This is a genomic window from Kitasatospora sp. NPDC028961, assembly GCF_055564815.1.
This window is the reverse complement of sequence record NZ_JBVHVO010000022.1, coordinates 54,024-78,891: the sequence shown is the minus strand read 5'-3', so window position 1 is coordinate 78,891 and position 24,868 is coordinate 54,024. Positions and strand designations below refer to the sequence as shown.

Here is a 24,868-nt window from a genome sequence, read left to right as displayed (position 1 = left end):
TGCTGCGCTGCGAACAAGACAGACTGTAGCCCATGGTGGGCCCCCAGGTCGAACTGGCTCCTGAGGGCCCCTCCCAGCTCAGAGCGTGGCCCTGGCCGCCTCCATCGCCTTCGAGATCCGCTTCTCCGAGACCGGGGTCGGCGTACCCAGTGACTGGGCGAAGAAGCTGACCCGCAGCTCCTCGATCATCCAGCGGATCGCCAGCACCGCCGGGGACGGCTGCTGCCCGGCCGGCACGGCCGCCAGCAGCTCCCCGTACTCCTGCTGCACCTGCTGCACCTTCAGCAGCTGCTGGGCGTCCCGCTGCGGGTGGTTGGGCAGCGCCTCCAGCCGGCGGTCCACCGCCAGCAGGTAGCGCTTGAGGTCCGGCAGCCGCTGCCAGCCGGCCTCGGTGACGAACCCGGGGTGCACCAGCGAGGCCAGGTGCAGCCGGATGTCGTTGACCGCCGTCAGCAGCACCGGGCTGCTCACCGCCTTCAGCCGGGTCGAGGCCCGGTGGAAGGCGATCAGCGCGGTGGCCGTCTTCAGCGTGGTGTCCGCCGACAGTTCGTAGAGGTCGGTGCGGACCTTCTCGTGCAGCTTGCCGAAGGCGGCCTCGTCCCAGGCCGGTCCGCCGGCCGAGGCCATCAGCCGGTCGGTGGCGCAGGCCACCACGTCCTCGAACAGCGCCGGGATCGACCCGTGCGGGTTGTACGACAGGGCGAGCTTCGCCTGGTTGCCCAGCCGGCCCTGGATCGACTTGGCGGGCGAGTTGGTGGTCAGCATCAGCAGCCGCCGGGTGCCCTCCCACATCGCCTGGGCCTGCGCCTGCGGGGTGTCGAAGAGCTTGATCCCGACCGTGTCCCGCTCGTCCACCAGGGCCGGGTAGGCGCGCAGCGAATGGCCGCGCGAGCGCTGCTCGAAGGTGCGCTGGAGCACCGGCAGCGAGGCCGGCCAGGCGGTCAGCCCGGACTGCTCGATGCCCTGGCCCGAGGCGGCCGAGGAGAGGGTCTCCTTGAGCTTGGGCTTCAGCTGCAGCCGGAGGTCCTCCAGGTCCTTGGACTCGGCGAGCTTCTTGCGGCCGTCGACCACCCGGAAGGTGACCTTGAGGTGGTCCGGCACCCGCTCGTCGTCCCAGGCCTCCGGCGGGACGGTGATCGCCGTCATCCGCTTCAGGACGTGCTCCAGGGTGGGCAGCAGGGGCTCCTGGCGGTCCTTCACCTGGCGCAGGGCCGCCTTGGCGTAGTCCGGGGCCGGGACGAAGTTGCGGCGGATCGCCTTCGGCAGCGCCCGGATGTAGGCGGTGACCAGCTCCTCGCGCAGGCCGGGGATCTGCCAGTCGAAGCCCTCGGCGGTGACCTGGTTGAGCACCGGGAGCGGGATGTGGACGGTCACGCCGTCCGCGTCGCTGCCCGGCTCGAACTGGTAGGTCAGCTTGAAGCGGAGCTTGCCCTGCTGCCAGTAGTCCGGGTAGTCCGCCTCGGTGACGCCGTCCGCCGAGTCGTTGATCAGCATCGACTTCTCGAAGCTGAGCAGGTCCGGCTGGTCGTGCCGGGTCTTCTTCCACCAGGAGTCGAAGTGCCGGGTGGAGACGATGTCCTCGGGCAGCCGGCTGTCGTAGAAGTCGAACAGGGTCTGGTCGTCGACCATGATGTCCCGGCGGCGGGCCCGGTTCTCCAGCTCCTCGACCTCGCTGAGCAGCTTGCGGTTCTCGGCGAAGAAGCGGTGGTGGGTCTCCCAGTCGCCCTCGACCAGCGCGTTGCGGATGAACAGCTCGCGGCAGAGCTCCGCGTCGATCCGGCCGTAGTTGACCTTGCGCTGGGCGACGATCGGCATCCCGTAGAGGGTCACCTTCTCGTAGGCCAGCACCGCGCCGGCCTTCTTCTCCCAGTGCGGCTCGCTGTAGCTGCGCTTGATCAGGTGGCCGGCCAGCGGCTCCACCCACTCGGGCTCGATCTTCGCGTTGATCCGCGCCCAGAGCCGGGACGTCTCGACCAGCTCGGCGGACATCACCCAGCGCGGCGGCTTCTTGAACAGGCCGGAGCCGGGGAAGACCGCGAACCGGGCGCCGCGGGCGCCGCCGTACTCGCGCTTCTCGACGTCGTAGAGGCCGAGGTGCGAGAGCAGGCCGGCCAGCAGCGACTGGTGGATCCGGTCGGCGTCCGGTTCGGCGTCGGGATGGGGCTCCTCGATGGTGACACCGAGCTGTTTGGCGACCGTGCGGAGCTGCGAGTAGATGTCCTGCCACTCCCGTATCCGCAGGTAGTTGAGGAACTCGGCCTTGCACATCCGGCGGAAGGCCGAGGAGGAGAGCTCCTTCTGCTGCTCCCGCACGTAGCGCCACATGGCGAGGTAGGAGAGGAAGTCGGAGGTCTCGGACTGGAAGCGGCGGTGCCGGTCGTCGGCGGCCTGGCGCTTCTCGGTGGGGCGTTCGCGCGGGTCCTGGATGGAGAGCGCGGCGGCGATCACCATGACGTCGCGGACACAGCCGTTCTTGTCGGCCTCCAGGACCATCCGGGCCATCCGCGGGTCCACCGGGAGCTGGGCCAGCTGGCGGCCGAGCGGGGTGAGGCGCTTGCGGACGTCCTTCTCGTCGGGGTCGAGGGCGCCGAGTTCGTGGAGGAGGTTGACGCCGTCCTTGATGTTGCGGGAGTCCGGCGGGTCCAGGAACGGGAAGGCGGCGATGTCGCCGAGGCCGGCGGCGGTCATCTGGAGGATGACCGAGGCCAGGTTGGTGCGCAGGATCTCGGCGTCGGTGAACTCGGGGCGGGAGAGGAAGTCCTCCTCCGAGTACAGCCGGATGCAGATGCCGTCCGAGGTACGGCCGCAGCGGCCCTTGCGCTGGTTGGCGCTGGCCTGGCTGATCGCCTCGATCGGCAGCCGCTGCACCTTGGTGCGGTGGCTGTAGCGGGAGATGCGGGCGGTGCCCGGGTCGATCACGTACTTGATGCCCGGGACGGTGAGGCTGGTCTCGGCGACGTTGGTCGCCAGGACGATCCGGCGGGAGCTGGAGCGCTGGAAGACCTTGTGCTGCTCCGCCGAACTCAGCCGGGCGTAGAGCGGGAGGACCTCGGTGAACTTCAGCTTCAGCTTGTTGAGGGCGTCGGCGGTGTCGCGGATCTCGCGCTCGCCGGAGAGGAAGACCAGGATGTCGCCGGGGCCCTCGGCCTGGAGCTCCTCGGCGGCCTCGCAGATCGCCTGGATCTGGTCGCGGTCCCGGTCGGCGTCGCTGGGGCCGTGGTCGCCGTCCGCGTCGTCGGCGTCCTCGACGATCGGCCGGTAGCGGACCTCGACCGGGTAGGTGCGGCCGGAGACCTCGACGATCGGGGCGTCGCCGAAGTGGTGGGCGAAGCGCTCGGGGTCGATGGTCGCCGAGGTGATGACGACCTTGAGGTCGGGCCGGCGGGGCAGCAGCTGCTTGATGTAGCCGAGGATGAAGTCGATGTTGAGGCTGCGCTCGTGCGCCTCGTCGATGATCAGGGTGTCGTACTGGCGCAGCTCACGGTCGGTCTGGATCTCGGCGAGCAGGATGCCGTCGGTCATCAGCTTGACCAGGGTGTCCGGGCCGACCTGGTCGGTGAACCGGACCTTCCAGCCGACCGCCTCGCCGAGCGGCGTGCGCATCTCCTCCGCGACGCGCTCGGCCACCGTCCGGGCGGCGATCCGGCGGGGCTGGGTGTGCCCGACCAGGCCGCGGACCCCGCGGCCCAGCTCCAGACAGATCTTCGGGATCTGGGTGGTCTTGCCGGAGCCGGTCTCACCCGCCACGATCACCACCTGGTGGTCGCGGATGGCGGCGAGGATCTCGTCCTTCTTCTGGCTGACCGGCAGCTCGGCGGGATAGGTGATCTCGGGGACGGCGGCCCGGCGCTGCGCGACCAGCAGCTCGGCGCGCTCGACGTCGCGGGCGATCTCGGCGGCGACCTTCTGCCGGGCCTCGGGCTTGCGGACCCGCCGGGCGCCCTCCAGCCGCCGCCCGATCCGCACCTGGTCGCGCAGGGTCAGTTCGGGCAGACGGGCGGCCAGCTCGCCGATACCGGGGCCGCCGCCCTCCGTGGACGCGTCGGCGGACTGGACTGCGGGAGAACTCACTGCGGGCATCCCTCTAGGTTCGCAAGGAGATGCGGCGGCGCGCACCTCGGTTTTCGAGCCCCTCCAGTGTCACAGCCGCCACGGCCTCCGGGCGAACCCCGCCCGGGGCGGCGCCCGGAGAACCGCGGCGGACCGGGGCGACGGTCGGTGCTCCGGGCACCGGGGGCGCCGAGGACGGCCCGCCCGGAGGCCGTCAGCCGTCCAGGGCCGCCTCGTCCGGGCCGGGCAGCCAGTCACGGGCCGGGTCGTACTCCAGCCAGCGGTTGCGCCGGGCCGCCTCGGTGAACGCCCCGAGCAGCGGGTCCAGCCGGGCCGCCGGTTCGTCGCCGTCGCGCCAGAGCAGCGACCAGGCGTAGAGCGGGGTGGGGTCGACCAGCGGGACGGTCCGGATGCCGGGGCGGCCGGGGCCGCCCGCGGGGCCGGGCAGCGGGCAGTCGGCGGGGAGCAGCGAGAAGCAGGACGGGTCGGTGCGGATCCGGTCGGCGAAGCTCTCCAGGCCCAGATTGGTCGAGCCGGCCCGCTCCGCGATGCCGAAGCGGTCCGCGAACCGGGTCAGGAAGTCCAGCCGGTCCACCGCGGCCGGGTAGCGCAGCACGCCGGAGCGCAGGTCCTCCGGGCGCAGCACGTCGCGGTCGGCCAGCGGGTGGTCGGTGCTCAGCAGCGCGTCCACCGGCTCCAGCCGGACCAGCCGGTGCGCCAGCCCCGCGTCCCGGCCGTCGGGCAGCGGGTGCACCCGGCCGAAGCCCGCGTCCGACTCGCCGCGCAGCAGGGCCGCCGCCACCGAGGGGAGGTCCCGCCCCGGGACGGGCTCCACCTCCAGCCCGGACACCCCGTCGACGGCCCGGGCGACCGTCCGCATCGGCGCGTACAGGTGCCCCCAGACGTCGACGCGCAGCGGGCGCCGGGTACGGGCCACCGCCGCCACGGCGCGGTCGCCCTGGGCGAGCAGCCGCCGGGCGGGCTCCAGGAACCGGTGCCCGGCCCCGGTGAGTCCGACGCCGCGCGGGTCGCGGTCGAGCAGCCGGGCGCCGAGCGCCGCCTCCAGCCGGGCGATCCGCTTGGACAGGGCCTGCTGGCTGATCGCCAGCCGGGCGGCGGCACGGCCGAAGTGCAGTTCCTCGGCCGCCGTGGTGAAGGCGCGGACCTGGGAGAGATCGAGATCCATGGCCGCCCACCCTAGGGCCTCCCGGCCTCCCGGCCTGCCCACGGCCTGCCGCTGCCCGGAGGGCCCCGACAACGGTCGGTTGTCGGGACCGCCGAGCGGTTGTTGGACCGGCTCCGGGCGGTCGCGGTCTGCTGGGACCACGAGCTCGGCCGGACCGGCCGGCGAGGGGGAGACGGAGGGCCGAAGGCCATGAGGGCGCTGACACCGACCGGACGGGCGGACGCGACGGTGGCGTTCGCGGAGGTGACGCAGCCGCGACCGGGACCGGGCGAGGCCCTGGTGAAGGTCGAGGCGTTCGCGGTGAACCGTGGCGAGACGTTCCAGCTGGAGGCGCCCCGGCCGGGCTGGCGCCCCGGCAAGGACATCGCGGGCCTGGTCGTGCAGGCCGCCGCCGACGGCTCCGGGCCGGCCGTCTGCCGCCGCGTCGTCGGCCACCCGCCGGCCGGCGGGTGGGCCGAGTACGTGTGCGTGCCGGTCGGCTCGCTCGCCGAGATCCCGGACGGGCTGGACGCCGTCCGCGCCGCCGCCCTGCCGCTGGCCGGTCTCACCGCGCTGCGGCTGCTGCGCACCGCCGGTGCGCTGGCCGGCCGCCGGGTGCTGCTCACCGGCGCCTCCGGGGGCGTCGGCCACTACGTCACCGAGCTGGCCTCGGCGGCGGGTGCGGAGCTGACCGCGGTCACCGCCTCGGCGGAGCGCGGGCGACGGCTGGTCGAGCTGGGTGCGGCGGAGGTGGTCCACTCGGTGGGCGCGGCCCGCGGCCCGTACGACCTGGTGCTGGAGTCGACGGGCGGCGCCGACCTGCCGCTCGCGCTCGCCCGGCTGGCCCGCCGGGGCACGCTGATCTGGTTCGGCCAGGCCTCCCGGACGCCGGTCACGCTCGACTTCTTCGACTTCTTCGCCGGGCCGGAGTCCGCCACGCTCCGGCACTTCCACTACACGGACTCCGACGTACCCGACGGTGAGGACCTCGCCACCCTGGTCCGCCTGGTGGGGGAGGGGCGGCTGACCCCGGAGGTCGGCCGGGTCGCGCCCTGGGCGCGGACCGCCGCCGTGCTCACCGATCTGCGGGAGCGGCGGATCCGGGGCAAGGCCGTCCTCACCCTGCCCTGAGCGCCCTGAGCGCGCCCTGAGAGCCCTGACCGCCCGTCCTGACTCCGCCCGACCGTGCACCACCGACCATGAGATGAGCGTGCCCCCCGATGACCGGCTCCCCCGACCTGTCCTTCCTCGACCACCCCGACCTGCCGGCCGCCCTCGTCGAGGAGAACCGCCCGCGGGCCACCGGCGCCGGCCTGGACCCGCACGAGTACACCCGGGTCACCTCGGCGCTGCGCTCCGCACAGGAGTGGCCCGAGGCGTTCCGGGCGGCCGGCCGGCGGCACCGCGACGCCGCCGACCGCGCCGCCGCCGAGGGCCGGTCGGTCTCGGCCGGCGAGGCCTACCGGAGGGCCGCCCGCTGGTTCCACTTCGCCGGCCTGCTCCCGCACCCCGACCGCGCGGCGGCCGGCGCGACCGCCACCGAGGCGGACGAGGCGATGCGGGCCGCGCTGGCCCACCTCGAACCGACGGCCGAGCGGATCGAGGGGGAGTCCTTCGTGGGCTGGCTCCGCCGCCCGGCCGGGCCCGGCCCCGCACCGCTGGTGATCGTCGTCCCAGGGATGGACTCCGGCAAGGAGGAGTTCCACGCGGTCGCCGAGGCGCTGCTGGCGCGCGGTACGGGCGTCCTCGCCCTGGACGGCCCGGGGCAGGGCGTGCTGGCCGGGGCCGCCGCGCCGGAGCCGGACTACCACCGGGTGGTCGGCCGGGCGATCGACGCGGTCACCGGCCGGGAGGGCGTGGACACCGGGCGGATCGGCGTGACCGGGCTCAGCCTGGGCGGCTACTACGCGGCGGTGACGGCCGCCCGCGAACCGCGGATCCGGGCGGCCGCCGTGGTCAGCGGCCCCTACCGGCTGGACTGGGACGCCCTGGTCCCGTTCGTCACCGCGACCCTGACCCAGCGCTGCGGGAGCGCGGACGCGGCCCGCGCCTTCGCCCGCCGGGTCGACCTGACCGCCCTGGCCCCGGAGATCACCGTCCCGCTGCTGGTCGTCGAGGGCGGCGAGGACCGGATCCCCGGTGTCACCAACGCCGGGGCACTGGCCCACCGGGCACCCCGGGGCGAACTCCTGCACGTCCCGCACGGCAACCACCTGCTCGGCAACGCCCTCGCCGACTGGCTCCCCGCCACCGCGGACTGGCTCACCACGGAGCTGACCCGTCCGACGGCGACCCGAACAGCCTGACGGGCGGCGCGGGCCCCGGCGCCGGGGCCCGCTCAGTACGGCAGCAGGTCACCCGTGACCAGGTCGAAGCCGAACGGCTCGGGGGTGTGCAGCGTCTCGCCGAAGTCGACGTCCTCGCGGCGGTGGTACTTCGTGCCGTCGGGTCGGCTGAACAGGGTGACGGTCCGTTGCCCGGCGTCGATCAGCAGATAGAGCGGGATGCCCATCTGGGGGTAGTCGCGGACCTTGCCGACCCAGTCGTTCTCGGGGTTCGAGGGGGAGACCAGTTCGACGGCGACGGCGGCGGCCTCGGCCGGCACCTGGTTGTCGGTGGTCTCCAGCACCTCGCTCGGAAGGTACGTGAGGTCGGGGTTGCGGCTCTTGCCCACGGCGGGTGAGACCAGGTCGGTGTTCTCGCTCGGCAGCAGCTCCAGCGGGGCGCGCGCGTCGAACTGGCGGCGGATCAGCAGCAGGTTCCGCTGGTGGATGCCCGAGGGGCCGACCGTCATCACGATGGTGTCACCGGAGAGTTCGACCTTGAAGCCGTCGGGCAGCGCCCTGCGGGCTTCGTCGAGGAGGGCGAATTGCTTCGGGTCCATGGGTGCGGTCTCCTGGAGTGTGCCGGGCAGCCTCCTCAGGCTAGTTCCGGGAGCGTCGGGCGGTGGCGCCTTGCGGGTGGCGGGTGTCGGGTGGGCCGTGGTCCGGTGGGGTGGGGCCGGTCGCTCGGGGTGTCGCGTGCTCCGGACGCCGATCGGCCGGGGCCGTCGAAGGGCCGTTGACCTGCGGTGGAGCCGGTGGAGCGAGATCGCCCGAAGATTCTTCGAATCCATCTGCAACCCGGGCGGGGGTCACACGTCTAGTTCAGTGAGAGGCACGGAAGGTGGGCCACCTTCCGAAGGCGGGGGGATCCTTCGCCCGTGACCCGGTGGTTCACCGGTCCAGTCCCGGCCACTCACTCACACATCCAGTCTTCGCCGGCATCGCCGGGCCTGTCCTCGGCATGCCCGCAACCGGCACGTTCCAGGGGGAACCATGTCCAGCACCGCCCGCGTCAGCCGTTCGCGCCGCACCGCCGCCGTCACCGCCACGCTCGCAGTCGTCGCCCTCGGCGGCTCGCTCGCCCTGCCGACGCAGGCGTTCGCCGACGGGGTGAAGGGCGCGAATCTGTCGGTCCAGGCGCCGGCGTCGGTCGGCTTCGCCGGGCAGCCGGTCGCGTTCACCGAGACCATCACCAACACCGGCGAGAAGACCACCGACTTCCTGCTCGAACTGGGCACCACCACCGCGCTCGGCACCCCGTCGGACGCCATCACCATCGACTACCGGAACCCCACGACCGGCAGCTGGGAGTCCGTCCCGCTGTCGTTCCAGTCCGGCCCCGAGTCGGCCAGCTACGAGGGCAGCGTGCCCGGCATCACCGTCGCGGCCGGCCGGACGGTCACCGTGGACCTGCGCATCGGCGCGCCCATGGGTCTGCCGCACAACGGGGCGACCAACGGCGGCTTCGACTCCATCGGCCTGCGCTCCGTCGTGACCGCGCCCGGCGGCTGGGTCAAGCTCGCCGAGCAGACCAGGACGATCGGGGTGGACTCCATCCGCACCTCCCTCGCCTCCGTCCCCGACACCGCGATCGCCGGCGGCGCGCCGATCGAGTTCGACGCCGTCCTCACCAATGCCACCGCGTCCGGCTACGTCAACCTCGGCAACGTGCTCTTCGGCGACCCCCACGCCACCGTCCAGATCCGCAAGGCCGACGGCACCTGGGACACCCTCGCCAAGGTCACCGGCGGAGCCGGCGACGAACTGTCCGGCGTCTACCTCCAGGGCCGCAACTCCGGCATCGCCGCCGGCCGGACCGAGACCACCCGGGTCCGGGTCGCCTACGACGTGAACACCCCGCTCGGGGCCACCCGGCTCAGCCCCTGCCTCTTCGTCAACGAGGGCGACACCCCGTTCGAGGGCACCACCATGTGCGAGGCGGGCAGCACCGTCACCGTCCTCGCACCGGCCCGGACGCCCACCGCAGCGCCCACCGCTGCGCCCGTCGCGGCGAAGCCGGCCACGAGGAAGCCCACCGCCCCGGCAGCGGTCAAGGCCGCCGCCGAGGTCAAGCCGGCCGCCGCCCCCGCCGCGGCCGCCGCCCCCGCGGCCGCCGCCCCCGCGGTCGCCGCCCCGGCCCCGCAGGCCCCCGCCGCGGCCGCCCCGGCCGCCCAGACCACCGGTGAACTCGCCGCCACCGGCTCCGGGTCCGGCACCGCCCCCGCGATCGCCGCCGCCGTCCTCGCCACCCTCGGCGCCGGCGCCGTCCTCCTCGGCCGCCGCCTGCGCCGCCGCTCCTGAGGCGTCGACGCGCCGGTGCCTCCCCGACCCACGGCCGGGGAGGCACCCGCGCGTGCTACCAGGGCTGGTCCCCGGCCGTCGCCCGCGCGGTGACCAGTCCGGACTCGTAGGCCGCGATGACCGCCTGGGCGCGGTCCCGGACGGCGAGCTTGTCGAAGATGCTGGTGATGTAGTTCTTGACCGTGGAGACGCTGATGTCCAGCGCGCGGGAGATCCCGCCGTTGTCGAGGCCGGTGGCCATCAGGCGCCACACCTCGACCTCGCGCGGGGTCAGGTCGCCCAGACCGGTGGGCGCCGGCTGCGGACCGCCGGGGGCCCGGACATAGGTGGAGATCAGCCGGGTGAGCAGGCGCGGCGCGACGGCGGCCTCGCCCGCGTGGACGGTGTGGATCGCCGCGGCGAGGTCCTCCGGGGAGCTGTCCTTGGGCAGGAACCCGTAGGCGCCGGCGCGCAGGGCGCCCACCACGTACTCGTCGAGGTCGAAGGTGCTGAGGGCCAGGACGCGGCAGTCGGGCACGGTGGCGGCGAGTTCGCCGGTCGCGCCGACCCCGTCGAGGACGGGCATCCGGATGTCCATCACCACCACGTCCGGGCGCAGCCGTTGGGCGAGGGTGACGGCCTCGGCGCCGTTCTCGGCCTCCCCGACCACCTCGAAGGACGGGTCGGGGGAGAGGATCAGTGACAGGCCGCGCCGGACCAGCGGCTGGTCGTCCACGATCAGCACCCTGATCCTCGGCGGTGTCGTCGGCCCCGTCGGCCCCGTCCAGGTCATCGGTACGCCCCTTCCTGTCGGACGGCCGCCCCGGCCGTCCGGTCCGTGTCAGCCGTGTCAGCCGTGTCACCCGCGTCGGCCGCTTCAGCCGCGTCGTCCGCGTCGTTGCCGGTCAGCGGCAGGTCGGCCAGCACCGCGAAGCCGCCGCCGGCCTGCGGACCGACGGTGAGGGTGCCGCCGTGCAGGGCGACCCGCTCGCGCATGCCGATCAGGCCGTAACCGCCCGGACCCGTCGCCGGCGTCCGCTCCGCCGGTGCAGCGCCCCCGCCGTCGTCCCGCACCTCGACGGTGACCCCGTCCCGGCGGTACGTCAGGTGCACGGAGGCACGGGCCGGCCCGGCGTACTTGCGGGTGTTGGTGAGGGCCTCCTGGACGATCCGGAACACGGTGAGGCCGACGGTCGGCGGCAGCGGACGCTGCGGCCCGCGGACGACGAACTCGGTCGGCAGCCCGCCGAGCCGGGCCTCGCCCACCAGGCGGTCGAGGTCGTCGGCGCCGGGTTGGGGCGGCGACGGCGCGGCCTCCGGTTCGTCGCCGGCCCGCAGCACGTCGAGCAGTTGGCGCATCTCGCGCAGCGCGAGCCGCCCGGAGGACTCCAGGGTGACCAGGGCCTCCCGGACCACCTCCGGACGGCCGAGGTTGGCCCGGGCGCCCCCGGCCATCAGCTGCATGGTGGTGATGTGGTGGGCCACGATGTCGTGCAGCTCCCGGGCGATGCGGCGCCGTTCGTCCGCCACCGCGCGGTCGGCGAGCAGCTGCCGGTTGGCCGCCACCTGCCGCTGCCACTGGTTTACCGCCAGCGCGGTGCCGACCACGATCAGGGTGGAGAGGACCGCGCTGACGGTGGCCTCCCAGGTCGGCGTCCGGCCGTGGCTCTGGCTCAGCAGCGTCAGCGTCACCGTCGCGACGGCCGCGACCGCCGTCACCCGGCCGGTGCAGGCCCGGGCCGCCGAGAACAGGGCGACCACCAGCACGGACCCGAAGTGGACGGGCAGTGACGCCGTCAGGGAGGAGGCCGCGTCGAGCACCAGGACGGCGGCCAGCACCGCCCCCGGATGGCTGCGCCGGGCGAGCAGCGGCAGGGCCGCCAGCGCGACGAGGAGGAACCCGAGCACGCTCACGGCGTGCCGGCCGTCGGGGTAGGCGAAGAACACGTAGCTGAGCAGGTTCATCGCGCAGGCCCCGCCGGTCACCAGCGCGTCGTTGCGGGTCCACGGCGGCTCGAAGCCGTCGGCGTCCAGCGGCTCCCGGGCATCGCCGGGCCCGCTCCGTCGGTTCCTGGGCATCTGGGTACTCCCCCTGCGTCCGGCCTCCTGTCCCCCCGACAGCCTCGCACAGCCGCCGCCGTGCGCGGACCCGCCCGACGGCCGGGGACGGGGCCCTGACCAGGACCAGGGTCCTGGGTGCGGGCCCGGGCGGGAGCGCGGGCCCCGGTGCGGATCATCCGCCGCCACGACGCCCGGAGGGCCTGCGCGGTGATGGTCTTGAGACCGGTCGGGGAGTCCGTCCCCGGCAGGCATCCGCACTCAAGTCCGTCCGTCGGAGGACATCGTGATCCGCGCCCTGACCGGGTACTCCACCAGACATCCCTGGAAGGTCGTCGCCCTCTGGGGCGTGCTGGCCGTCGTCCTGACCGCGCTGGCCCCGATGCTGATGTCCCGCGTCACGCAGAGCCAGACCGCCGACTTCCTGCCCCGCAGCTACGACTCGGCCGCCGCGATGCGGATCGCCGAGGAGCAGTTCGGGCTGAACCCCGACGCCACCGTCGTGACGGTGCTGGTCGCCCGGTCCGACGGCAAGGCCCTCAGCGCGGCGGACCAGACGCGGGTCGAGGCCGAGGCGGAGAAGCTGGGCAAGCGCCGGGTCGCCATGCCCAGGGCGGACGACGAGCCGACGTTCCTGCTCCCCGACCGTTCCCAGACGCCCCGGATCGCCCCGGCGATGGTGGCGCCCGACCGGAGCTTCGAGCTGCTCTCGGTCGAGCTGGTCGGGAACGCCGCGGACCAGGGCGTCCAGGGCGTCTACCGGGCCTTCCGGGACGGCACCCGGACGCAGTTCGCCGAGGCGGGGATGCGCACCGGCTTCACCGGCGGCCTCGCCGACGCCGTCGACTCCGCCGACTCCCACAAGACCGCGTCCACGGTCGGGGGCGCCGTGGTGATGGGGCTCATCGTCCTGCTCAACGTGCTGGTGTTCCGCAGCGCGCTGGCCGCGGTGCTGCCGCTGCTCGCGGTCGCCCTGATCGGCGGCGTGGCGGGCGGGGCCGTCGCGGGGGCCGCCCTGCTCACCGGGCTCAAGCTGGACGCGGGCACCCCGGGGCTGATCAGCGTCGTCCTGCTCGGCATCGGCATCGACTACATGCTGTTCCTGCTGTTCCGCTTCCGCGAGCACCTGCGCGCCCGGCCCGAGCAGCCGGCCCGGGAGGCCGCCGCGCAGGTCTCCGCCCGGGTGGGTACCGCGATCACCTCGGCGGCGCTGACCATCGTGGCCGCGTTCGCCACGCTGGGCCTGGCCACCTTCGGGCAGTTCCGCTCGATGGGCCCCGCGATAGCCGTCGCGGTCCTGGTGATGCTGCTGGGCAGCCTCACCCTGCTGCCGGCGCTGCTCGCCGTCGCCGGGCGCAAGATGTTCTGGCCCTCCAAGGCGCTGCTCCGCGAGCCGCGCGACCGCCGCGCCGCCCGCTTCGGCGAACTGGTCGCCCGGCGGCCGCTGCTGATGCTGGCCGCCTCCGTCACGCTGCTCGCCGCACTGGCGGCCGGGACGATCGGCCTGCGGATGGACTACGGCCGGGGCGACTCCGGCCCGCAGACCGCGGCGGCGGCCACCGCGGTCGAGATCTCCCACGCGTTGCCGGCCGGCGTGTCGGACCCGACGAGCGTCTACGTCACCGTCACGGACGGGGGCACCCTCAGCACGGACCGGCTGACCGGCCTCTCCGGGGCCCTCGCCCGGGTCGACGGCGTGGGCCAGGTCGCGGCCACCGTGCTGAACCAGGACCACCGCGCCGCCCGGATCGACCTCTACCCGACCGTCGACCCGCAGAGCCCGGAGGCCCGCGACCTGGCCTCCGGCCCGATCCGGGCCGCGGTCGCCCAGCACACGCCCGCCGGGACGACGGCCCACGTCGGCGGCACACCGGCGATCTTCGCCGACGTCTCGGCCGCCGTCGACCACGACCTCAGGATCGTCTTCCCGGTCGCGGCCGCGCTGATCGCGCTGATCCTGCTGCTGCTCCTGCGCAGCCTGCTCGCCCCGGTGGTCCTGATGCTCTCGGTCGGCCTCGGTTTCGTCGCCACCCTGGGCGCGGCGACGCTGCTCTTCCAGCACGCCCTCGGCGAGCCGGGCATCAGCTTCACCCTCCCCCTGGTGCTGTTCCTGTTCGTGGTGGCACTGGGCACCGACTACAACATCCTGATCACCGACCGGATCCGCGAGGAGATGCAGCGCCCGGGCCCGGCCCGGGGCGCCGTGGCCCGAGCGGTCCGGCACACCACACCCGCCATCGCGATGGCCGGACTGGTGCTCGCCGGCTCCTTCGCCACCCTCGCCACCACCCCGGGCAGCGAACAGGTCGCCTTCGCGATGGCGCTCGGCATCATGCTCTCGGCGCTCGTGCTGTCCCTGGTCCTGGTCCCCGCCCTGGCCGCCCTCCTGGGCCGCTCCCTCTGGTGGCCGGTCCGGCCCCGCCCTGCGGCGGTCGCCCACCCCCGGCACGCGGCGGCCGGCGCCGCGCGGGAACCCGAGCGGATCTCGGCCTACTGAGGCCCCTCCCGGCCGGGAGCCGGAGGGCCGGCGCGCACACCGCACAGCAGACCGCCGACGGGGCGGGTACTCGATCCGAGTACCCGCCCCGTCGGCGTGCCCCGGCGCCGCCGGGCAGGGCCGCGGCAGGCACGCAAAAAGCCCCGGAGAGCGAACTCTCCGGGGCCTTCCTGCTGTTCGCAGCTGTGGCCAGGGCCGGGGTCGAACCGGCGACCTTCCGCTTTTCAGGCGGACGCTCGTACCAACTGAGCTACCTGGCCGTACTGCACCGTCTCTTGCGAGACGAGCGATCCCGACGGGACTTGAACCCGCGACCTCCACCTTGACAGGGTGGCGAGCTAACCAACTGCTCCACGGGACCTGGTGTGGATTGCTCCACATAGGTCTTGCGCACTGCACTTTACTACGGTACTGCTGTGCCCCCAACGGGATTCGAACCCGTGCTACCGCCTTGAAAGGGCGGCGTCCTGGGCCACTAGACGATGAGGGCTTGCGGCCTGTCCGGCTGTTTCCAGCGTTCGGGGACGTCGAGAAGCATATGGGATGTCGGGCGGATCGCCAAAACGACTTCGGCCCGGGCGGGCGGCGGGCCCGGCGGGCCGGTCAGGACCAGCCGAGCTCGTCGAGCTCGTGGTCGTCGAAGCCGAAGTGGTGGGCGACCTCGTGGATGACCGTGGTGCGGACCTCCTCGACCGCCTGCTCGTGGGTCTCGCAGTGCCGCAGGGTCGGGCCCCGGTAGATGATGATCCGGTCGGGGAGCACGCCGGCGTACCACTCGCCGCGCTCGGTGAGCGGGGTGCCCTCGTAGAGGCCGAGGAGCTCCGGGTCGGCGGGGTCGGGCTCCTCCTCGACGAACACCGCGACGTTGTCCATCATGGCCGCGAGTTTCGGGGGGATCCGGTCGAGGGCGTCGCTGACGAGCGTCTCGAAGTCTTCCCGGGTCATCTCCACCGGATCATTGTCGGGTCTGCGGTGACGGTGTGCCAGGCGGTGGAGGCCGGTGTTTCATGGGCCCATGACGACATCGGAGGGCGGGGCGGTCGCGGCGGCCGACGCGGTGCCCCCGCGCCGGGAGCCGGTGCTGCGCGGGCAGGGGCCCGCGGTGGCGGCGGTCGCGCTGGGCGGCGCGATCGGGGCGTCGGCGCGGTACGGGGCCGGCCTGCTCTGGCCGACCGGGCCGGCCGGCTTCCCGTGGACCACGCTGGTCGTGAACGGGACCGGCTGCGCGGTGATCGGGGTCTTCCTGGTGGTGGTCACCGAGGGGCGGCCCGCGCACCCGTTGCTCCGGCCGTTCTTCGGCACGGGGGTGCTGGGCGGGTTCACCACCTTCTCCACGTACGCGCTGGACATCCGGCAGCTGCTGGCGCACGGGCGGCCCGGGGCCGGGGCGGCCTACCTGGGGCTGACGCTGCTGGTGGCGCTGGCCGCGGTCCGGGTGGCGGCGGGGATGACGCGCCGTCTGCTCCCGGGCGGGGTCCGGAGGCCGGGGTGAGGCGGCCGGCGGGGTCGGCCGCGGCGCCCGCCGTTCAGGCGGCGGAGGGGGCGGGGCGGTGAACTGGTTGCTGGTGGTGGCCGGGGCGGTGGTCGGCGCGCCGCTGCGGTACCTGACCGACCGGGCGGTGCGGGCCCGGCACGACTCGGCGTTCCCGTGGGGCACCTTCACCGTGAACGTGGCCGGCTGCCTGGTGCTCGGGCTGGTGACCGGGGCCGTGGTGGCCGGCGCGGCCTCCTCGCACGTCCAACTCCTGCTCGGTACGGGCTTCTGCGGGGCGCTGACGACCTATTCGACCTTCTCCTGGGAGACCCTGCGGCTGGCCGAGGGCGGGGCCGGACGGTACGCGCTGGCCAACGTGGCGGGCAGCGTGGCGGCGGGGCTGGCCGCGGTGTACGCGGGGGCGGAGGCGGCCTCGGCGCTCTGGGGCTGAGCGGGCCGGGCGGGTCCGGGCGGGTCCGGCGCGGTCGTCGGGGCTTCCGCCGGCGCTCGTACCGGTGTTCGGCGTCGTGGCGAGCGCCGTGGTGAGCGCCGTGGTGAGCGCCGGGGTTCGCGCCGGTGGTGTTGCGCCGGGTGGATGGCGCCGGGCGCTTCCTGTCGGGCGGCCCGTGTCCCGGTGCCCGGGGCGCGCGTTGGGCACCGAAAGTGCCGCGCGCGACGGCGGCGGCCCGGGCCCGGGTGGGGCAGTGGAAGAGGGAGCTCGGTGGCGGCGATGCGTTCGGTGCGCGAGGTGGGTGCTCAGGAGGAACGTTCTGCCGGTCGGGCGCCGGTGGTCCGTCCGGCGGTCGACCGGCCGGTCGTGGTGCGGGCCGTGGTGGTCCGGCAGGCGCCGGAGCGCAAGCCCAGGGCGGTGGCGGTGCGCGACGGCGTGGTGCGCGCGGCGGCGGTGCTGGCGGTGGCCGGACTGGGCCTGACCGGGTGCATGTCGGTCGGGCCGGGCGCGGACGAGAAGCACGGCACCGTCCCGGTCGGGCAGGCCGGGACGGTGGGCAAGCCCGCGGGCGGCGCGTCGGCCACGCCGGCCGGCGTCCGCCAGGGTGGCGCGTCCGGGCGGCCGGAGCGTTCCGGGAGCGCGCAGCCCGGGAGCACGCCGGGAGCGGGCCAGACCGCGGCGGCGGGCGGGGCGTCCTCGGGCGCGAACGGTGCGGCCGCCGGTGCGGAGGAGGCCCCGGGAGCCGTCCCCGGGCAGGACGCGCCGGGCGCGAACGGTGATGCCGGGGGCGTGAACGCCAGTAGCGCACCCCAACCGGGTACCGGTACCTCGGTCGGCGGGGCGGCGGCCGGTACGGGTGGCACAGGCGGTGCGGGGGCGGCCGGAGGCACCGGCAGTGGCGGTTCCACCGGCGGCACCGGGGACGGGCGCTCCGGCGGCGGCGCCGCGTCCCCGCCGGCGGCGAGCCCGACCGGCCGGCCGTCGGCCTCCCCCGATCCGAGCCCGGTCACCCCCGCCCCGCCCGCCACGCCGGCGCCCGAGCCCACGCCCGGCAACTCCGGATCTTCGGCCCCGAGCGCCGCTTCGGGCGGCCACTAGGGCGCTGGCCAGTGCATTTGCCTTTGATCCCGAGGTTCCCCTATGGTGGTAGATCGTTCGTTTGATTCATTTGACTGGCGCCCTAATTCCCATCTGGCGCCCTTGGCGCGTACCGGCGATCCGTGGCTGACCGCATAGAGGCGGTTGTGAAACAGAACCCGGACTTTGGCGCGTGCCACTTCCGGAAGGTTTTGCATGTCTCTCGTTGACGACGCCCGCTTCGCCATGCCCGCGAGCGAGTCCGCCGCCGATGTCACCCCCGTCGATGCCCCCGAGGTCGAGCTGATCGACGCCGACCAGGACATCGACCCCACCGCCGACCAGGACGCCGCCGACGAGGCCGCGACCGAGGAGAGCGCCGAGGCCGCCGAGCCCACCATCACCTTCGGCGACCTGGGCCTGCACGACGACGTCGTGCGCGCCCTCGCCAAGCGCGGCGTCACCACCCCGTTCCCGATCCAGGCCGCGACCATCCCGGACGCGCTGGCCGGCAAGGACGTGCTGGGCCGCGGCCGTACCGGCTCCGGCAAGACCCTCAGCTTCGGCCTGCCGCTGCTGACCCGCCTCGCCGGCGGCGAGCGCACCAAGCCCAAGCACCCGCGCGGCCTGATCCTCGTCCCGACCCGCGAGCTGGCCATGCAGGTCGCCGACGCGCTGGAGCCGTTCGGCTCGGTGCTCGGCCTCAAGCTCAAGGTCGTCTGCGGCGGCACCTCGATGTCGAACCAGATCTACGCGCTGGAGCGCGGCGTCGACGTCCTCGTCGCCACCCCCGGCCGCCTGCGCGACCTGCTGAACCGCGGCAGCGCCAAGCTGGGCGAGGTCAAGACCGTCGTGCTCGACGAGGCCGACCAGATGGCCGACATGGGCTTCCTGCCCGAGGTCACCGAGATCCTCGACCAGGTGCCGGCCGGCGGCCAGCGCCTGCTGTTCTCCGCCACCCTGGAGAACGAGATCGACTCCCTGGTCAAGCGCTACCTGAAGAACCCGGTCACCCACGAGGTCGACCCGTCGGCCGGCGCGGTCACCACCATGACCCACCACATCCTCGTGGTGAAGCCCAAGGACAAGGCGCCGATCACCAACGCGATCGCCGCCCGCAAGGGCCGCACGATCATCTTCGTCCGCACCCAGATGGGCGCCGACCGCGTCGCCGAGCAGCTCATCGAGGCCGGCGTGAAGGCCGACGCGCTGCACGGCGGCATGACCCAGGGCGCCCGTACCCGCGTCCTCGGCGACTTCAAGGACGGCTACGTCAACGTCGTCGTCGCGACCGACGTCGCCGCCCGCGGCATCCACGTCGACGGCATCGACCTGGTCCTGAACGTGGACCCGGCCGGTGACCACAAGGACTACCTGCACCGTTCCGGCCGCACCGCCCGCGCCGGTCGCTCCGGCGCCGTCGTCACCCTGGTGCTGCCGCACCAGCGCCGTGGCGTGTTCCGCCTGATGGAGGACGCGGGCGTCGACGCCTCGCGCCACATCCTCGACCACGCCTTCGACGCCGAGGTCGCCAAGATCACCGGCGCCCGTTCGCTGATCGAGGTCCAGGCCGAGAGCGCCGCCGGCATCGCCGGTGCCGCCGAGCGCGAGCTCGCCGACATGACCCGCCAGCTGGAGCGCGCGCAGCGCCGCGCCACCGAGCTGCGCGAGGAGGCCGACCGCCTGGCCGCCCGCGCCGCGCGCGAGCGGGCCGACCTGGGCATCGAGGACGAGGCGCCCGCCGCCGAGGCCGAGACCGCCGAGGCTGTCGAGGCCGTCGAGGTTCCCGCGGAGACGGCCGCCCCGGCCGCCGCCGTGACCGAGGAGCGGGCCCCGTCGTACCGCGAGGCGCGTACCGAGCGCCCGGCGTACAACCGTGACCGTGACGACCGCGGTGGCCGTTCCTTCGGCGACCGTGACGACCGCGGTGGCCGTTCCTTCGGCGACCGTGACAACCGTGGCGGTGGCTTCAACCGTGACCGTGACGACCGCGGTGGCCGCTCCGGTGGCTTCAACCGTGACGACCGTGGCGGCCGTTCCTTCGGCGACCGTGACAACCGTGGCGGTGGCTCCGGTGGCTTCAACCGTGACGACCGCGGTGGCCGTTCCTTCGGCGACCGTGACAACCGTGGCGGTGGCTTCAACCGTGACCGCGACGACCGTGGTGGCCGCTCCGGTGGCTTCAACCGTGACGACCGTGGCGGCCGTTCCTTCGGTGACCGTGACAACCGTGGCGGTGGCTCCGGTGGCTTCAACCGTGACGACCGCGGTGGCCGTTCGTTCGGCGACCGTGACAACCGTGGCGGTGGCTCCGGTGGCTTCAACCGTGACCGCGACGACCGCGGCGGCCGCTCCTTCGGCGACCGTCCGGCCCGCACCTTCGGTGACCGCCCGGCCTTCGGCCGCGACCGCGACGAGCGTGGCGCCGCCGGCAGCAGCAGCCGTCCGTTCTCCCGCCGTGACGACCACCGCTCCGGTGGCCGCCCGCAGGCCTCCGGCGGCTTCAACCGTGACCGCGGCGACGACCGCGGTGGCCGCTCCGGCGGCTTCAACTCCGGTGGCTTCAACCGCGACGACCGCAAGCCGCGCTGGAAGAACTGACCCCGCGTAGCGCAACCGCGCCGACGCCCGACGGGCCCGCTCCACTTCGGTGGGGCGGGCCCGTCCGCGTTCCCCCGCCCGCCGGTCGCCGCGTTGTTCTGCTGGTGAGAATAACCTGTGGCGCGCGGGCGCCCCCGTCCCTTACGGTCACGGACATGAGCAGCAGACTGCATGGCGTGGCGGTGGTGAACGAGGAGATCGCCGAGCGGGGGAGCTACCGGGCAGCCGGGGGCGAGCTCGTCCAGGTGACGGAGCGACTGGCGGCGGCCAGGGCGGGGACGGTGTCGTACCGGCCGCAGACGCTGGACGAGCTGCTGCGGGCGGCGGCGCCCGGGCCCGGTCCGGCCCCGGCGGCGTCGGGGGCGGCGGCCGTCGAGGTGACGGCCGAGGGCAGCATCGCGGCCGCCCGGCGCCTGGTGACGGCCGGTGCGGGCCGGGTCGGGGTGCTCAACTTCGCCTCGGCGCGCAACCCGGGCGGCGGCTATCTGCGCGGCGCCCGGGCCCAGGAGGAGGACCTCTGCCGCAGCGCCCTGCTGTACACCTGCCTGCGCGAGGCCCCGGACTACTACGCGGCGCACCGCGCCAGTGACGACCTGCGGTACAGCCACCGGGTGATCGTCTCGCCCGACGTGCCGGTGATCCGGGGCGGGGACGGCGAGCTGCTGGCAGAGCCCTACCCGGTGACGTTCCTGACCTCGCCGGCGCCCAACGCCGGCCAGTTGGCACGGCGTTCGGCGGAGGTGGACGTCCGAGGCGTGCTCGCCGAGCGGGCGGTCCGGGTGCTCGCGGCGGCGGTCCGGCACGAGGTGCGCGCGCTGGTGCTGGGGGCCTGGGGCTGCGGGGTGTTCGGCAACGACCCGGCACAGGTGGCGGAGGCCTTCGAGGGGGCGCTGGCGCAGTACGGCGCGGCCTTCGAGCGGGTCGTGTTCGCGGTCTGGGACCGCACGCCCGTCTCGCCGAACCGGGCCGCTTTCGAGGCCAGGTTCGGCGCGGTGGCCGGCTGATTGGGCGGCCGCCACCGGGGTCCGGGCGGGCCGGCTCAGCTCCGGCGGGAGCCCAGCACGCTCGCGGCGGTCGAGGCGGCGGCGACCACGCCGGTGACGGCGAGGACGGACGGCCAGGCGCCGATCCTCTTCGCCAGCGGATGCGAGCCGCCGAAGGCCGCCACGTAGAGGCCGGTCAGGGCGGCGGCAGTGGCCGCGCCCGAGCTGCGGTGCCACTGCGCGGCGGCGCCCGCCCCGGCCACGGCCAGGACGGCCCCGCCCAGTTCGCGCCGGCCGGTCCACCGGGCGACGCCGTAGCCGCCGACCAGGCCGCTCGCCGCGGTCAGCGCGGCGGGCGCGGCGGTCGAGAGCACGTTCGGGATCCGCGCCATCGTCGACTCCACTCCTCGGCATCCTCGGATCGTCCGACCCTAACCCGCCGGACTCCCGGCCCCGGCTCCAATCCGGCCCCGGCTCCAACCCGGCCCGGCTCCGGGCCGACGGGCGCCCCCTACCGGGCGGGGCCGTCCGAACGGCTACCGGAAGGCCTCCTCGAACGGCAGTGCCCGCGCCGCCCGGGAGAGCCGTTCCGCGGCCTCGGCCGGTGCCAGCACCCGCTCCAGCCGGAGGTCCCCCGGCACCTGCTGGATGTACCGGCCCGCCGACCAACTGCGCTCGTACGCCTGCGGCTCCAGTACCAGGGTGCGGAAGCCGTCCACCACCGGGATGTCGCTCGGCGTGCCCTCGTTCCAGATCCACGTCCCGTCGGGCGCGACCAGGTTGAACGAGCCGTACGCGGTGACCCGACGGCGTCCGTCCAGTTCCTCGGTCCGGCTGAGCGCGACGGCCTCCGGGTCCGGCGGGGAGCCGGGCAGGTGTCCGCCGCCGATCAGCACGTCGGCGAGCAGCGTGTGCAACTGGAAGTTGTCGGTGAGACCGTCCATCCGCAGCAGGTAGCCGGTACCGCTCGGGCGGTCCAGCACCAGCAGCGGCTCGTCGTCGAGCGTCCTCGCCAGGTGGGTCAGGCCCTTGAGGTCGTGCTGCCCCTCGCCGTAGCGGTCGATCAGTTCGAGCAGGACGTCCGTCACGCCGTCGGCCCGGGCCGCGGTGCGGACCGCCGCATGGGTGCAGACCGCGAACGAGGCCATCTGCCACAGGTGGAGCGTCCACCAGCCGATCACCGCCCGGTGGGCGTGCCACTCGGCCGGCCGGTCCGGGTCCTCGATCCGGGCGTGCGCCAGGGCCGGGTCGTCCTCGTCCGGGTCGGGCAGGTCGCCGCCGCCGGTCTCGGCCCAGCGCTCGACCAGCAGCAGCGCGCCGCTCAGCGCTCCGCGCAGGCCCGCCAGCACCTGTCCGGCGCAGGCCACCGGGTCGGCGCCGCGCTCGACGCAGGCGCCCACCATCATCGCCAGCCGCGCCCGGGGGAACGGCGGCAGCTCCGGGAGCAGCGCCGCCAGCCGGGGGCCGACCGCCGCCGACTCGGCCTCGCCGGCCGGGCCCAGCAGCCCGCCGAGCCGCTGGAACGCGGCCGCCACCCGCTCGTCGTCGCCGGCCGCGACGGCCGCCTCCAGTTCGGCCGTCGCCCGGTCGAGGGCCGGTTGCTGACGGACCGACGGATCCGGGGAGCCGTCGTGCGGGGGAATGCGGTCGGACACCATTCGCCGCAGCATAGGCGCCCGCCCGGCGGTGGCCCGCTACCGGGGGGCGACGAGCCGCCCACCGGCCCGGTCGGCCGTCGGGACTGCCCGGCCGAGCCGTCGGGCACGGGGGCGGCCGCCCCGGTGAGAGACTGCCGGCGTGACTGACCACGTGATCACGGACGGCCTCTACCGGGTGCGCAACGTCGGCAGCGGGCTGCTGCTGGAGGTCGCCGACGGGAGCCGCCGCAGCGGTGCCAAGGTCGTCCTCGGAGCGGAGAGCGGCTCCGAGGCCCAGCTCTGGCGGTTCGGCGCCGTCCACCCGGGTGGCGCCCTGTACCACGTCGAGAACGCCGCCAGTGGGAAGCGCCTGGACGTCACCGGGGCCTCCCCGGAGGACGGCGTCCTGATCCAGCAGTGGTCGCCCAACGCCTTCGGGGCGCAGGAATGGCTCCTCGAACACCACCTCGACGCTCCGGGCACCTACACCCTGACCAGTTTCATCAGCGGCAAGCCGCTCACCGCCACCACCCCCGGCAGTCCGGTCGAACAGCGCGAGGACGACGACTCGCCCGCGCAGTGGTGGCGCCTGGAGCGCCAGGGCTAGGGGGTGCCCCGCGGGCCGCGGCGGGGCGGCCCGCGGGCCCGGTCAGGCCGAGAGGTTGGTCCGGAGGGCGGTCAGCTCCTCGTCGGTGGTGCCGTGGGCGCGCAGGTAGTCGGCGACGGAGCCGTGCCGGGCCCGGATCCAGCTGAGGGACGAGGCCAGGAGCGGGGTGGAGATCGGGCGGGAGACGCGTTCGGTGCCGGTCTCGTCGAGGTAGGGGGTCGGGCCGTCGAGCAGGCCGAGGCCGGCGTTGGAGAGCAGGAAGTCGGCCATCAGCTCGGCGTCGGAGGCGCCCAGCAGGGACTGCACGACCGCGATGGTCAGACCGGTGCGGTCCTTGCCGACGGCGCAGTGCACGACGGCCGGTACGCCGCCGGGGGTACCGAGCCGGCGGATCGCGGCGACCAGCGAGGGGCCGGCGGTCTCGGCCATGAAGGGGTAGAGCTCGGCCTGGTCCTCGGGCCACGGACGGTCGATGTCCTCGCGGTTGGCCGGGAGGGTGGGGAGGCTGAGCGCCTCGTGGTCGAGCCCGAACCGCAGGTCGGGCCAGGTCGCCAGCTCGAAGGGGCTGCGCAGGTCGATCACGGTGCGCAGGCCGAGGTCCTTGAGCCGCTGGGCGCCCTCCGGCGTGAGGTTGTGGAAGGAGCCGGAGCGGTAGAGCACGCCCGTGCGCAGGGCGCCGACGCCCCCGGCGTCGCGGAAGTTGCGCACGCCGGGGATGTCGAGGAACGCGGACGGCAGGTCGGGTTCACGGTCCGGCAGGTCGTCGGTCATGGCCTCCACCGTACGGGCGGGAGAGGCGGCCGGGGAAGGAAACGGACGGCGTCGTCTCAGCGGCCGCCGGAGACGTCCAGGAAGGTGCCCGTGCTGTACGAGGCGGCGTAGAGGATCGCCTCGGCGACCTCCTCCGGCCGTCCGCCCCGCCGCATCGGCAGCCCGGGCGCGACCCGGTCCACCCGGCCCGGCTCACCGCCCAGGGCGTGGATGTCGGTGTGGATCAGGCCGGGGCGCACGGCGTTGACCCGGATGCCCTCGGCGGCGACCTCCAGGGCGAGTCCGCGGGTCATCGAGTCGACGGCGCCCTTGGCGGCCGCGTAGTCCACGTACTCGTTCGGCGAGCCGAGCCGGGAGGCGGCGGAGGAGACGTTGACGATGGCGCCGCCGCGCCCGCCGTACCGGGTGGACATCCGGCGGACGGCCTGCTTCGCGCAGAGGAACGGGCCGGTGATGTTGGAGGCCCAGATCCGGTTCAGCCGGTCCTCGTCGATCTCCTCCAGCCGGCACTGCTTCTCCAGCGTGCCGGCGTTGTTCACCAGGGCGGTGAGCGGGCCCAGTTCGGCGTCCACGGTGGCGAACAGCCGCTCCACCTCGGCGGTCCGGGTGACGTCGGCCCGGACGGCGAGGGCGGTACCGCCCGCGGCCCGGACGGCGTCCACCACGGCGGTGGCGGCGGCCTCGTCGGCGCGGTAGTTGACGCAGACCCGGTAGCCGCGCCGCCCGGCCAGCAGGGCGGTGGCCGCGCCGATGCCGCGCCCGGCACCGGTGACCAGGAGGACCTCGGGGCGGTCGGCGGCGGGAGGAAGGGAGGAGTCCATGGTCCGCACGCTACCCCGGTGGCCGGCGGGAGCGGCCGACACCGGTTCGGGGCACCGGAATTCGTTCGCCCG

At 74.6% G+C, this 24,868-nt stretch carries 20 protein-coding genes and 3 tRNA genes; 10 read left to right on the top strand and 13 right to left on the bottom strand.

The annotated features are described in order from the left end of the window. Positions 1-78 precede the first annotated feature (78 nt). Together hrpA and ACZ4UX_RS28290 are read right to left on the bottom strand one after the other, a co-directional pair. Positions 79-4,080, bottom strand: a complete 4,002-nt coding sequence (gene hrpA, locus ACZ4UX_RS28295; RefSeq protein WP_465708761.1) for an ATP-dependent RNA helicase HrpA — start codon at positions 4,078-4,080, stop codon at positions 79-81. Between the two features lie 184 nt (positions 4,081-4,264). Further along, positions 4,265-5,236, bottom strand: coding sequence for a LysR family transcriptional regulator (locus tag ACZ4UX_RS28290; RefSeq protein ID WP_465708760.1), 972 nt, complete (start codon positions 5,234-5,236; stop codon positions 4,265-4,267). Positions 5,237-5,425: 189 nt separating this feature from the next. On the opposite strand from ACZ4UX_RS28290, the gene ACZ4UX_RS28285 reads away from it, so the two are divergent. Both ACZ4UX_RS28285 and ACZ4UX_RS28280 read left to right on the top strand, forming a co-directional pair. Beyond that, the gene (locus tag ACZ4UX_RS28285; protein WP_329489018.1) at positions 5,426-6,346 is read left to right on the top strand and encodes a zinc-binding dehydrogenase; all 921 of its coding nucleotides are present in this window, start codon (positions 5,426-5,428) and stop codon (positions 6,344-6,346) included. An 89-nt stretch (positions 6,347-6,435) separates the two neighbouring features. After that, the gene (locus ACZ4UX_RS28280; RefSeq protein WP_465708759.1) at positions 6,436-7,521 is read left to right on the top strand and encodes an alpha/beta hydrolase family protein; all 1,086 of its coding nucleotides are present in this window, start codon (positions 6,436-6,438) and stop codon (positions 7,519-7,521) included. Between the two features lie 32 nt (positions 7,522-7,553). Here ACZ4UX_RS28280 and ACZ4UX_RS28275 read toward each other — a convergent pair whose 3' ends face one another. Further along, the gene (locus tag ACZ4UX_RS28275) at positions 7,554-8,099 is read right to left on the bottom strand and encodes a Uma2 family endonuclease (protein ID WP_465708758.1); all 546 of its coding nucleotides are present in this window, start codon (positions 8,097-8,099) and stop codon (positions 7,554-7,556) included. 433 nt (positions 8,100-8,532) lie between these two features. On the opposite strand from ACZ4UX_RS28275, the gene ACZ4UX_RS28270 reads away from it, so the two are divergent. After that, entirely contained in the window at positions 8,533-9,840 is a 1,308-nt protein-coding gene (locus tag ACZ4UX_RS28270; protein ID WP_465708757.1) for a hypothetical protein, read from the top strand. A 55-nt stretch (positions 9,841-9,895) separates the two neighbouring features. On the opposite strand, the gene ACZ4UX_RS28265 is transcribed toward ACZ4UX_RS28270, so the two are convergent. Both ACZ4UX_RS28265 and ACZ4UX_RS28260 read right to left on the bottom strand, forming a co-directional pair. Continuing rightward, entirely contained in the window at positions 9,896-10,612 is a 717-nt protein-coding gene (locus ACZ4UX_RS28265) for a response regulator (RefSeq protein WP_465708756.1), read from the bottom strand. Further along, a complete protein-coding gene (locus ACZ4UX_RS28260) occupies positions 10,609-11,898 on the bottom strand; it encodes a sensor histidine kinase (protein WP_465708755.1) in 1,290 nt (429 codons plus the stop codon). Before ACZ4UX_RS28260 ends, ACZ4UX_RS28265 begins: the two co-directional genes overlap by 4 nt. Positions 11,899-12,163: 265 nt before the next feature. On the opposite strand from ACZ4UX_RS28260, the gene ACZ4UX_RS28255 reads away from it, so the two are divergent. Beyond that, entirely contained in the window at positions 12,164-14,374 is a 2,211-nt protein-coding gene (locus ACZ4UX_RS28255; RefSeq protein ID WP_359805552.1) for an MMPL family transporter, read from the top strand. Positions 14,375-14,560: 186 nt separating this feature from the next. On the opposite strand, the gene ACZ4UX_RS28250 is transcribed toward ACZ4UX_RS28255, so the two are convergent. From ACZ4UX_RS28250 to ACZ4UX_RS28235, 4 genes are all read right to left on the bottom strand, one after another. Then, positions 14,561-14,634 (bottom strand) — tRNA-Phe (locus tag ACZ4UX_RS28250). A gap of 27 nt (positions 14,635-14,661) precedes the next feature. Beyond that, a tRNA-Asp gene (locus ACZ4UX_RS28245) sits at positions 14,662-14,735 on the bottom strand. Between the two features lie 56 nt (positions 14,736-14,791). Further along, a tRNA-Glu gene (locus tag ACZ4UX_RS28240) sits at positions 14,792-14,864 on the bottom strand. A 113-nt stretch (positions 14,865-14,977) separates the two neighbouring features. Further along, the gene (locus ACZ4UX_RS28235) at positions 14,978-15,319 is read right to left on the bottom strand and encodes a metallopeptidase family protein (RefSeq protein ID WP_329489024.1); all 342 of its coding nucleotides are present in this window, start codon (positions 15,317-15,319) and stop codon (positions 14,978-14,980) included. A gap of 70 nt (positions 15,320-15,389) precedes the next feature. Here ACZ4UX_RS28235 and ACZ4UX_RS28230 point away from each other — a divergent pair, with 70 nt between their 5' ends. The 5 genes from ACZ4UX_RS28230 to ACZ4UX_RS28210 all read left to right on the top strand — a co-directional run bounded on the left by ACZ4UX_RS28230 (position 15,390) and on the right by ACZ4UX_RS28210 (position 20,981). After that, entirely contained in the window at positions 15,390-15,866 is a 477-nt protein-coding gene (locus tag ACZ4UX_RS28230; RefSeq protein ID WP_465708754.1) for a fluoride efflux transporter FluC, read from the top strand. A gap of 58 nt (positions 15,867-15,924) precedes the next feature. After that, on the top strand, positions 15,925-16,299 hold the full coding sequence (gene crcB / locus ACZ4UX_RS28225) for a fluoride efflux transporter CrcB (protein WP_465708753.1): 375 nt from the start codon (positions 15,925-15,927) through the stop codon (positions 16,297-16,299). A 270-nt stretch (positions 16,300-16,569) separates the two neighbouring features. Continuing rightward, positions 16,570-17,397, top strand: coding sequence for a hypothetical protein (locus tag ACZ4UX_RS28220; protein WP_465708752.1), 828 nt, complete (start codon positions 16,570-16,572; stop codon positions 17,395-17,397). Positions 17,398-17,592: 195 nt separating this feature from the next. Then, on the top strand, positions 17,593-19,977 hold the full coding sequence (locus tag ACZ4UX_RS28215; RefSeq protein ID WP_465708751.1) for a DEAD/DEAH box helicase: 2,385 nt from the start codon (positions 17,593-17,595) through the stop codon (positions 19,975-19,977). 155 nt (positions 19,978-20,132) lie between these two features. After that, complete coding sequence (locus ACZ4UX_RS28210) at positions 20,133-20,981, top strand: TIGR02452 family protein (RefSeq protein ID WP_465708750.1); 849 nt, start codon at positions 20,133-20,135, stop codon at positions 20,979-20,981. A 35-nt stretch (positions 20,982-21,016) separates the two neighbouring features. On the opposite strand, the gene ACZ4UX_RS28205 is transcribed toward ACZ4UX_RS28210, so the two are convergent. Both ACZ4UX_RS28205 and ACZ4UX_RS28200 read right to left on the bottom strand, forming a co-directional pair. Further along, positions 21,017-21,352: a hypothetical protein gene (locus ACZ4UX_RS28205; protein WP_352291192.1), complete on the bottom strand. Its 336-nt coding sequence runs from the start codon at positions 21,350-21,352 to the stop codon at positions 21,017-21,019. A gap of 144 nt (positions 21,353-21,496) precedes the next feature. Then, positions 21,497-22,618 carry a hypothetical protein gene (locus ACZ4UX_RS28200; RefSeq protein ID WP_465708749.1) on the bottom strand — a complete coding sequence of 374 codons (1,122 nt, stop codon included), beginning with the start codon at positions 22,616-22,618 and terminating at the stop codon, positions 21,497-21,499. 139 nt (positions 22,619-22,757) lie between these two features. Here ACZ4UX_RS28200 and ACZ4UX_RS28195 point away from each other — a divergent pair, with 139 nt between their 5' ends. Then, the gene (locus ACZ4UX_RS28195) at positions 22,758-23,204 is read left to right on the top strand and encodes an RICIN domain-containing protein (RefSeq protein WP_329489032.1); all 447 of its coding nucleotides are present in this window, start codon (positions 22,758-22,760) and stop codon (positions 23,202-23,204) included. 42 nt (positions 23,205-23,246) lie between these two features. Here ACZ4UX_RS28195 and ACZ4UX_RS28190 read toward each other — a convergent pair whose 3' ends face one another. Together ACZ4UX_RS28190 and ACZ4UX_RS28185 are read right to left on the bottom strand one after the other, a co-directional pair. Beyond that, positions 23,247-23,975, bottom strand: a complete 729-nt coding sequence (locus ACZ4UX_RS28190) for a tyrosine-protein phosphatase (protein WP_359805568.1) — start codon at positions 23,973-23,975, stop codon at positions 23,247-23,249. A gap of 56 nt (positions 23,976-24,031) precedes the next feature. Then, positions 24,032-24,796: an SDR family oxidoreductase gene (locus ACZ4UX_RS28185; protein WP_465708748.1), complete on the bottom strand. Its 765-nt coding sequence runs from the start codon at positions 24,794-24,796 to the stop codon at positions 24,032-24,034. Positions 24,797-24,868 lie beyond the last annotated feature (72 nt).

Excerpts from the sequence above, each read along its gene's own strand:
- ACZ4UX_RS28215 (WP_465708751.1), top strand. The coding sequence starts at position 17,593 with ATGTCTCTCGTTGACGACGCCCGCTTCGCCATGCCCGCGAGCGAGTCC.
- ACZ4UX_RS28185 (WP_465708748.1), bottom strand. The coding sequence starts at position 24,796 with ATGGACTCCTCCCTTCCTCCCGCCGCCGACCGCCCCGAGGTCCTCCTG.
- ACZ4UX_RS28235 (WP_329489024.1), bottom strand. The coding sequence starts at position 15,319 with ATGACCCGGGAAGACTTCGAGACGCTCGTCAGCGACGCCCTCGACCGG.
- ACZ4UX_RS28275 (WP_465708758.1), bottom strand. The coding sequence starts at position 8,099 with ATGGACCCGAAGCAATTCGCCCTCCTCGACGAAGCCCGCAGGGCGCTG.
- ACZ4UX_RS28285 (WP_329489018.1), top strand. The coding sequence starts at position 5,426 with ATGAGGGCGCTGACACCGACCGGACGGGCGGACGCGACGGTGGCGTTC.
- ACZ4UX_RS28190 (WP_359805568.1), bottom strand. The coding sequence starts at position 23,975 with ATGACCGACGACCTGCCGGACCGTGAACCCGACCTGCCGTCCGCGTTC.
- ACZ4UX_RS28265 (WP_465708756.1), bottom strand. The coding sequence starts at position 10,612 with ATGACCTGGACGGGGCCGACGGGGCCGACGACACCGCCGAGGATCAGG.
- hrpA (WP_465708761.1), bottom strand. The coding sequence starts at position 4,080 with ATGCCCGCAGTGAGTTCTCCCGCAGTCCAGTCCGCCGACGCGTCCACG.
- ACZ4UX_RS28205 (WP_352291192.1), bottom strand. The coding sequence starts at position 21,352 with ATGGCGCGGATCCCGAACGTGCTCTCGACCGCCGCGCCCGCCGCGCTG.
- ACZ4UX_RS28210 (WP_465708750.1), top strand. The coding sequence starts at position 20,133 with ATGAGCAGCAGACTGCATGGCGTGGCGGTGGTGAACGAGGAGATCGCC.
- ACZ4UX_RS28280 (WP_465708759.1), top strand. The coding sequence starts at position 6,436 with ATGACCGGCTCCCCCGACCTGTCCTTCCTCGACCACCCCGACCTGCCG.
- ACZ4UX_RS28200 (WP_465708749.1), bottom strand. The coding sequence starts at position 22,618 with ATGGTGTCCGACCGCATTCCCCCGCACGACGGCTCCCCGGATCCGTCG.
- ACZ4UX_RS28230 (WP_465708754.1), top strand. The coding sequence starts at position 15,390 with ATGACGACATCGGAGGGCGGGGCGGTCGCGGCGGCCGACGCGGTGCCC.
- ACZ4UX_RS28290 (WP_465708760.1), bottom strand. The coding sequence starts at position 5,236 with ATGGATCTCGATCTCTCCCAGGTCCGCGCCTTCACCACGGCGGCCGAG.
- ACZ4UX_RS28270 (WP_465708757.1), top strand. The coding sequence starts at position 8,533 with ATGTCCAGCACCGCCCGCGTCAGCCGTTCGCGCCGCACCGCCGCCGTC.
- ACZ4UX_RS28260 (WP_465708755.1), bottom strand. The coding sequence starts at position 11,898 with ATGCCCAGGAACCGACGGAGCGGGCCCGGCGATGCCCGGGAGCCGCTG.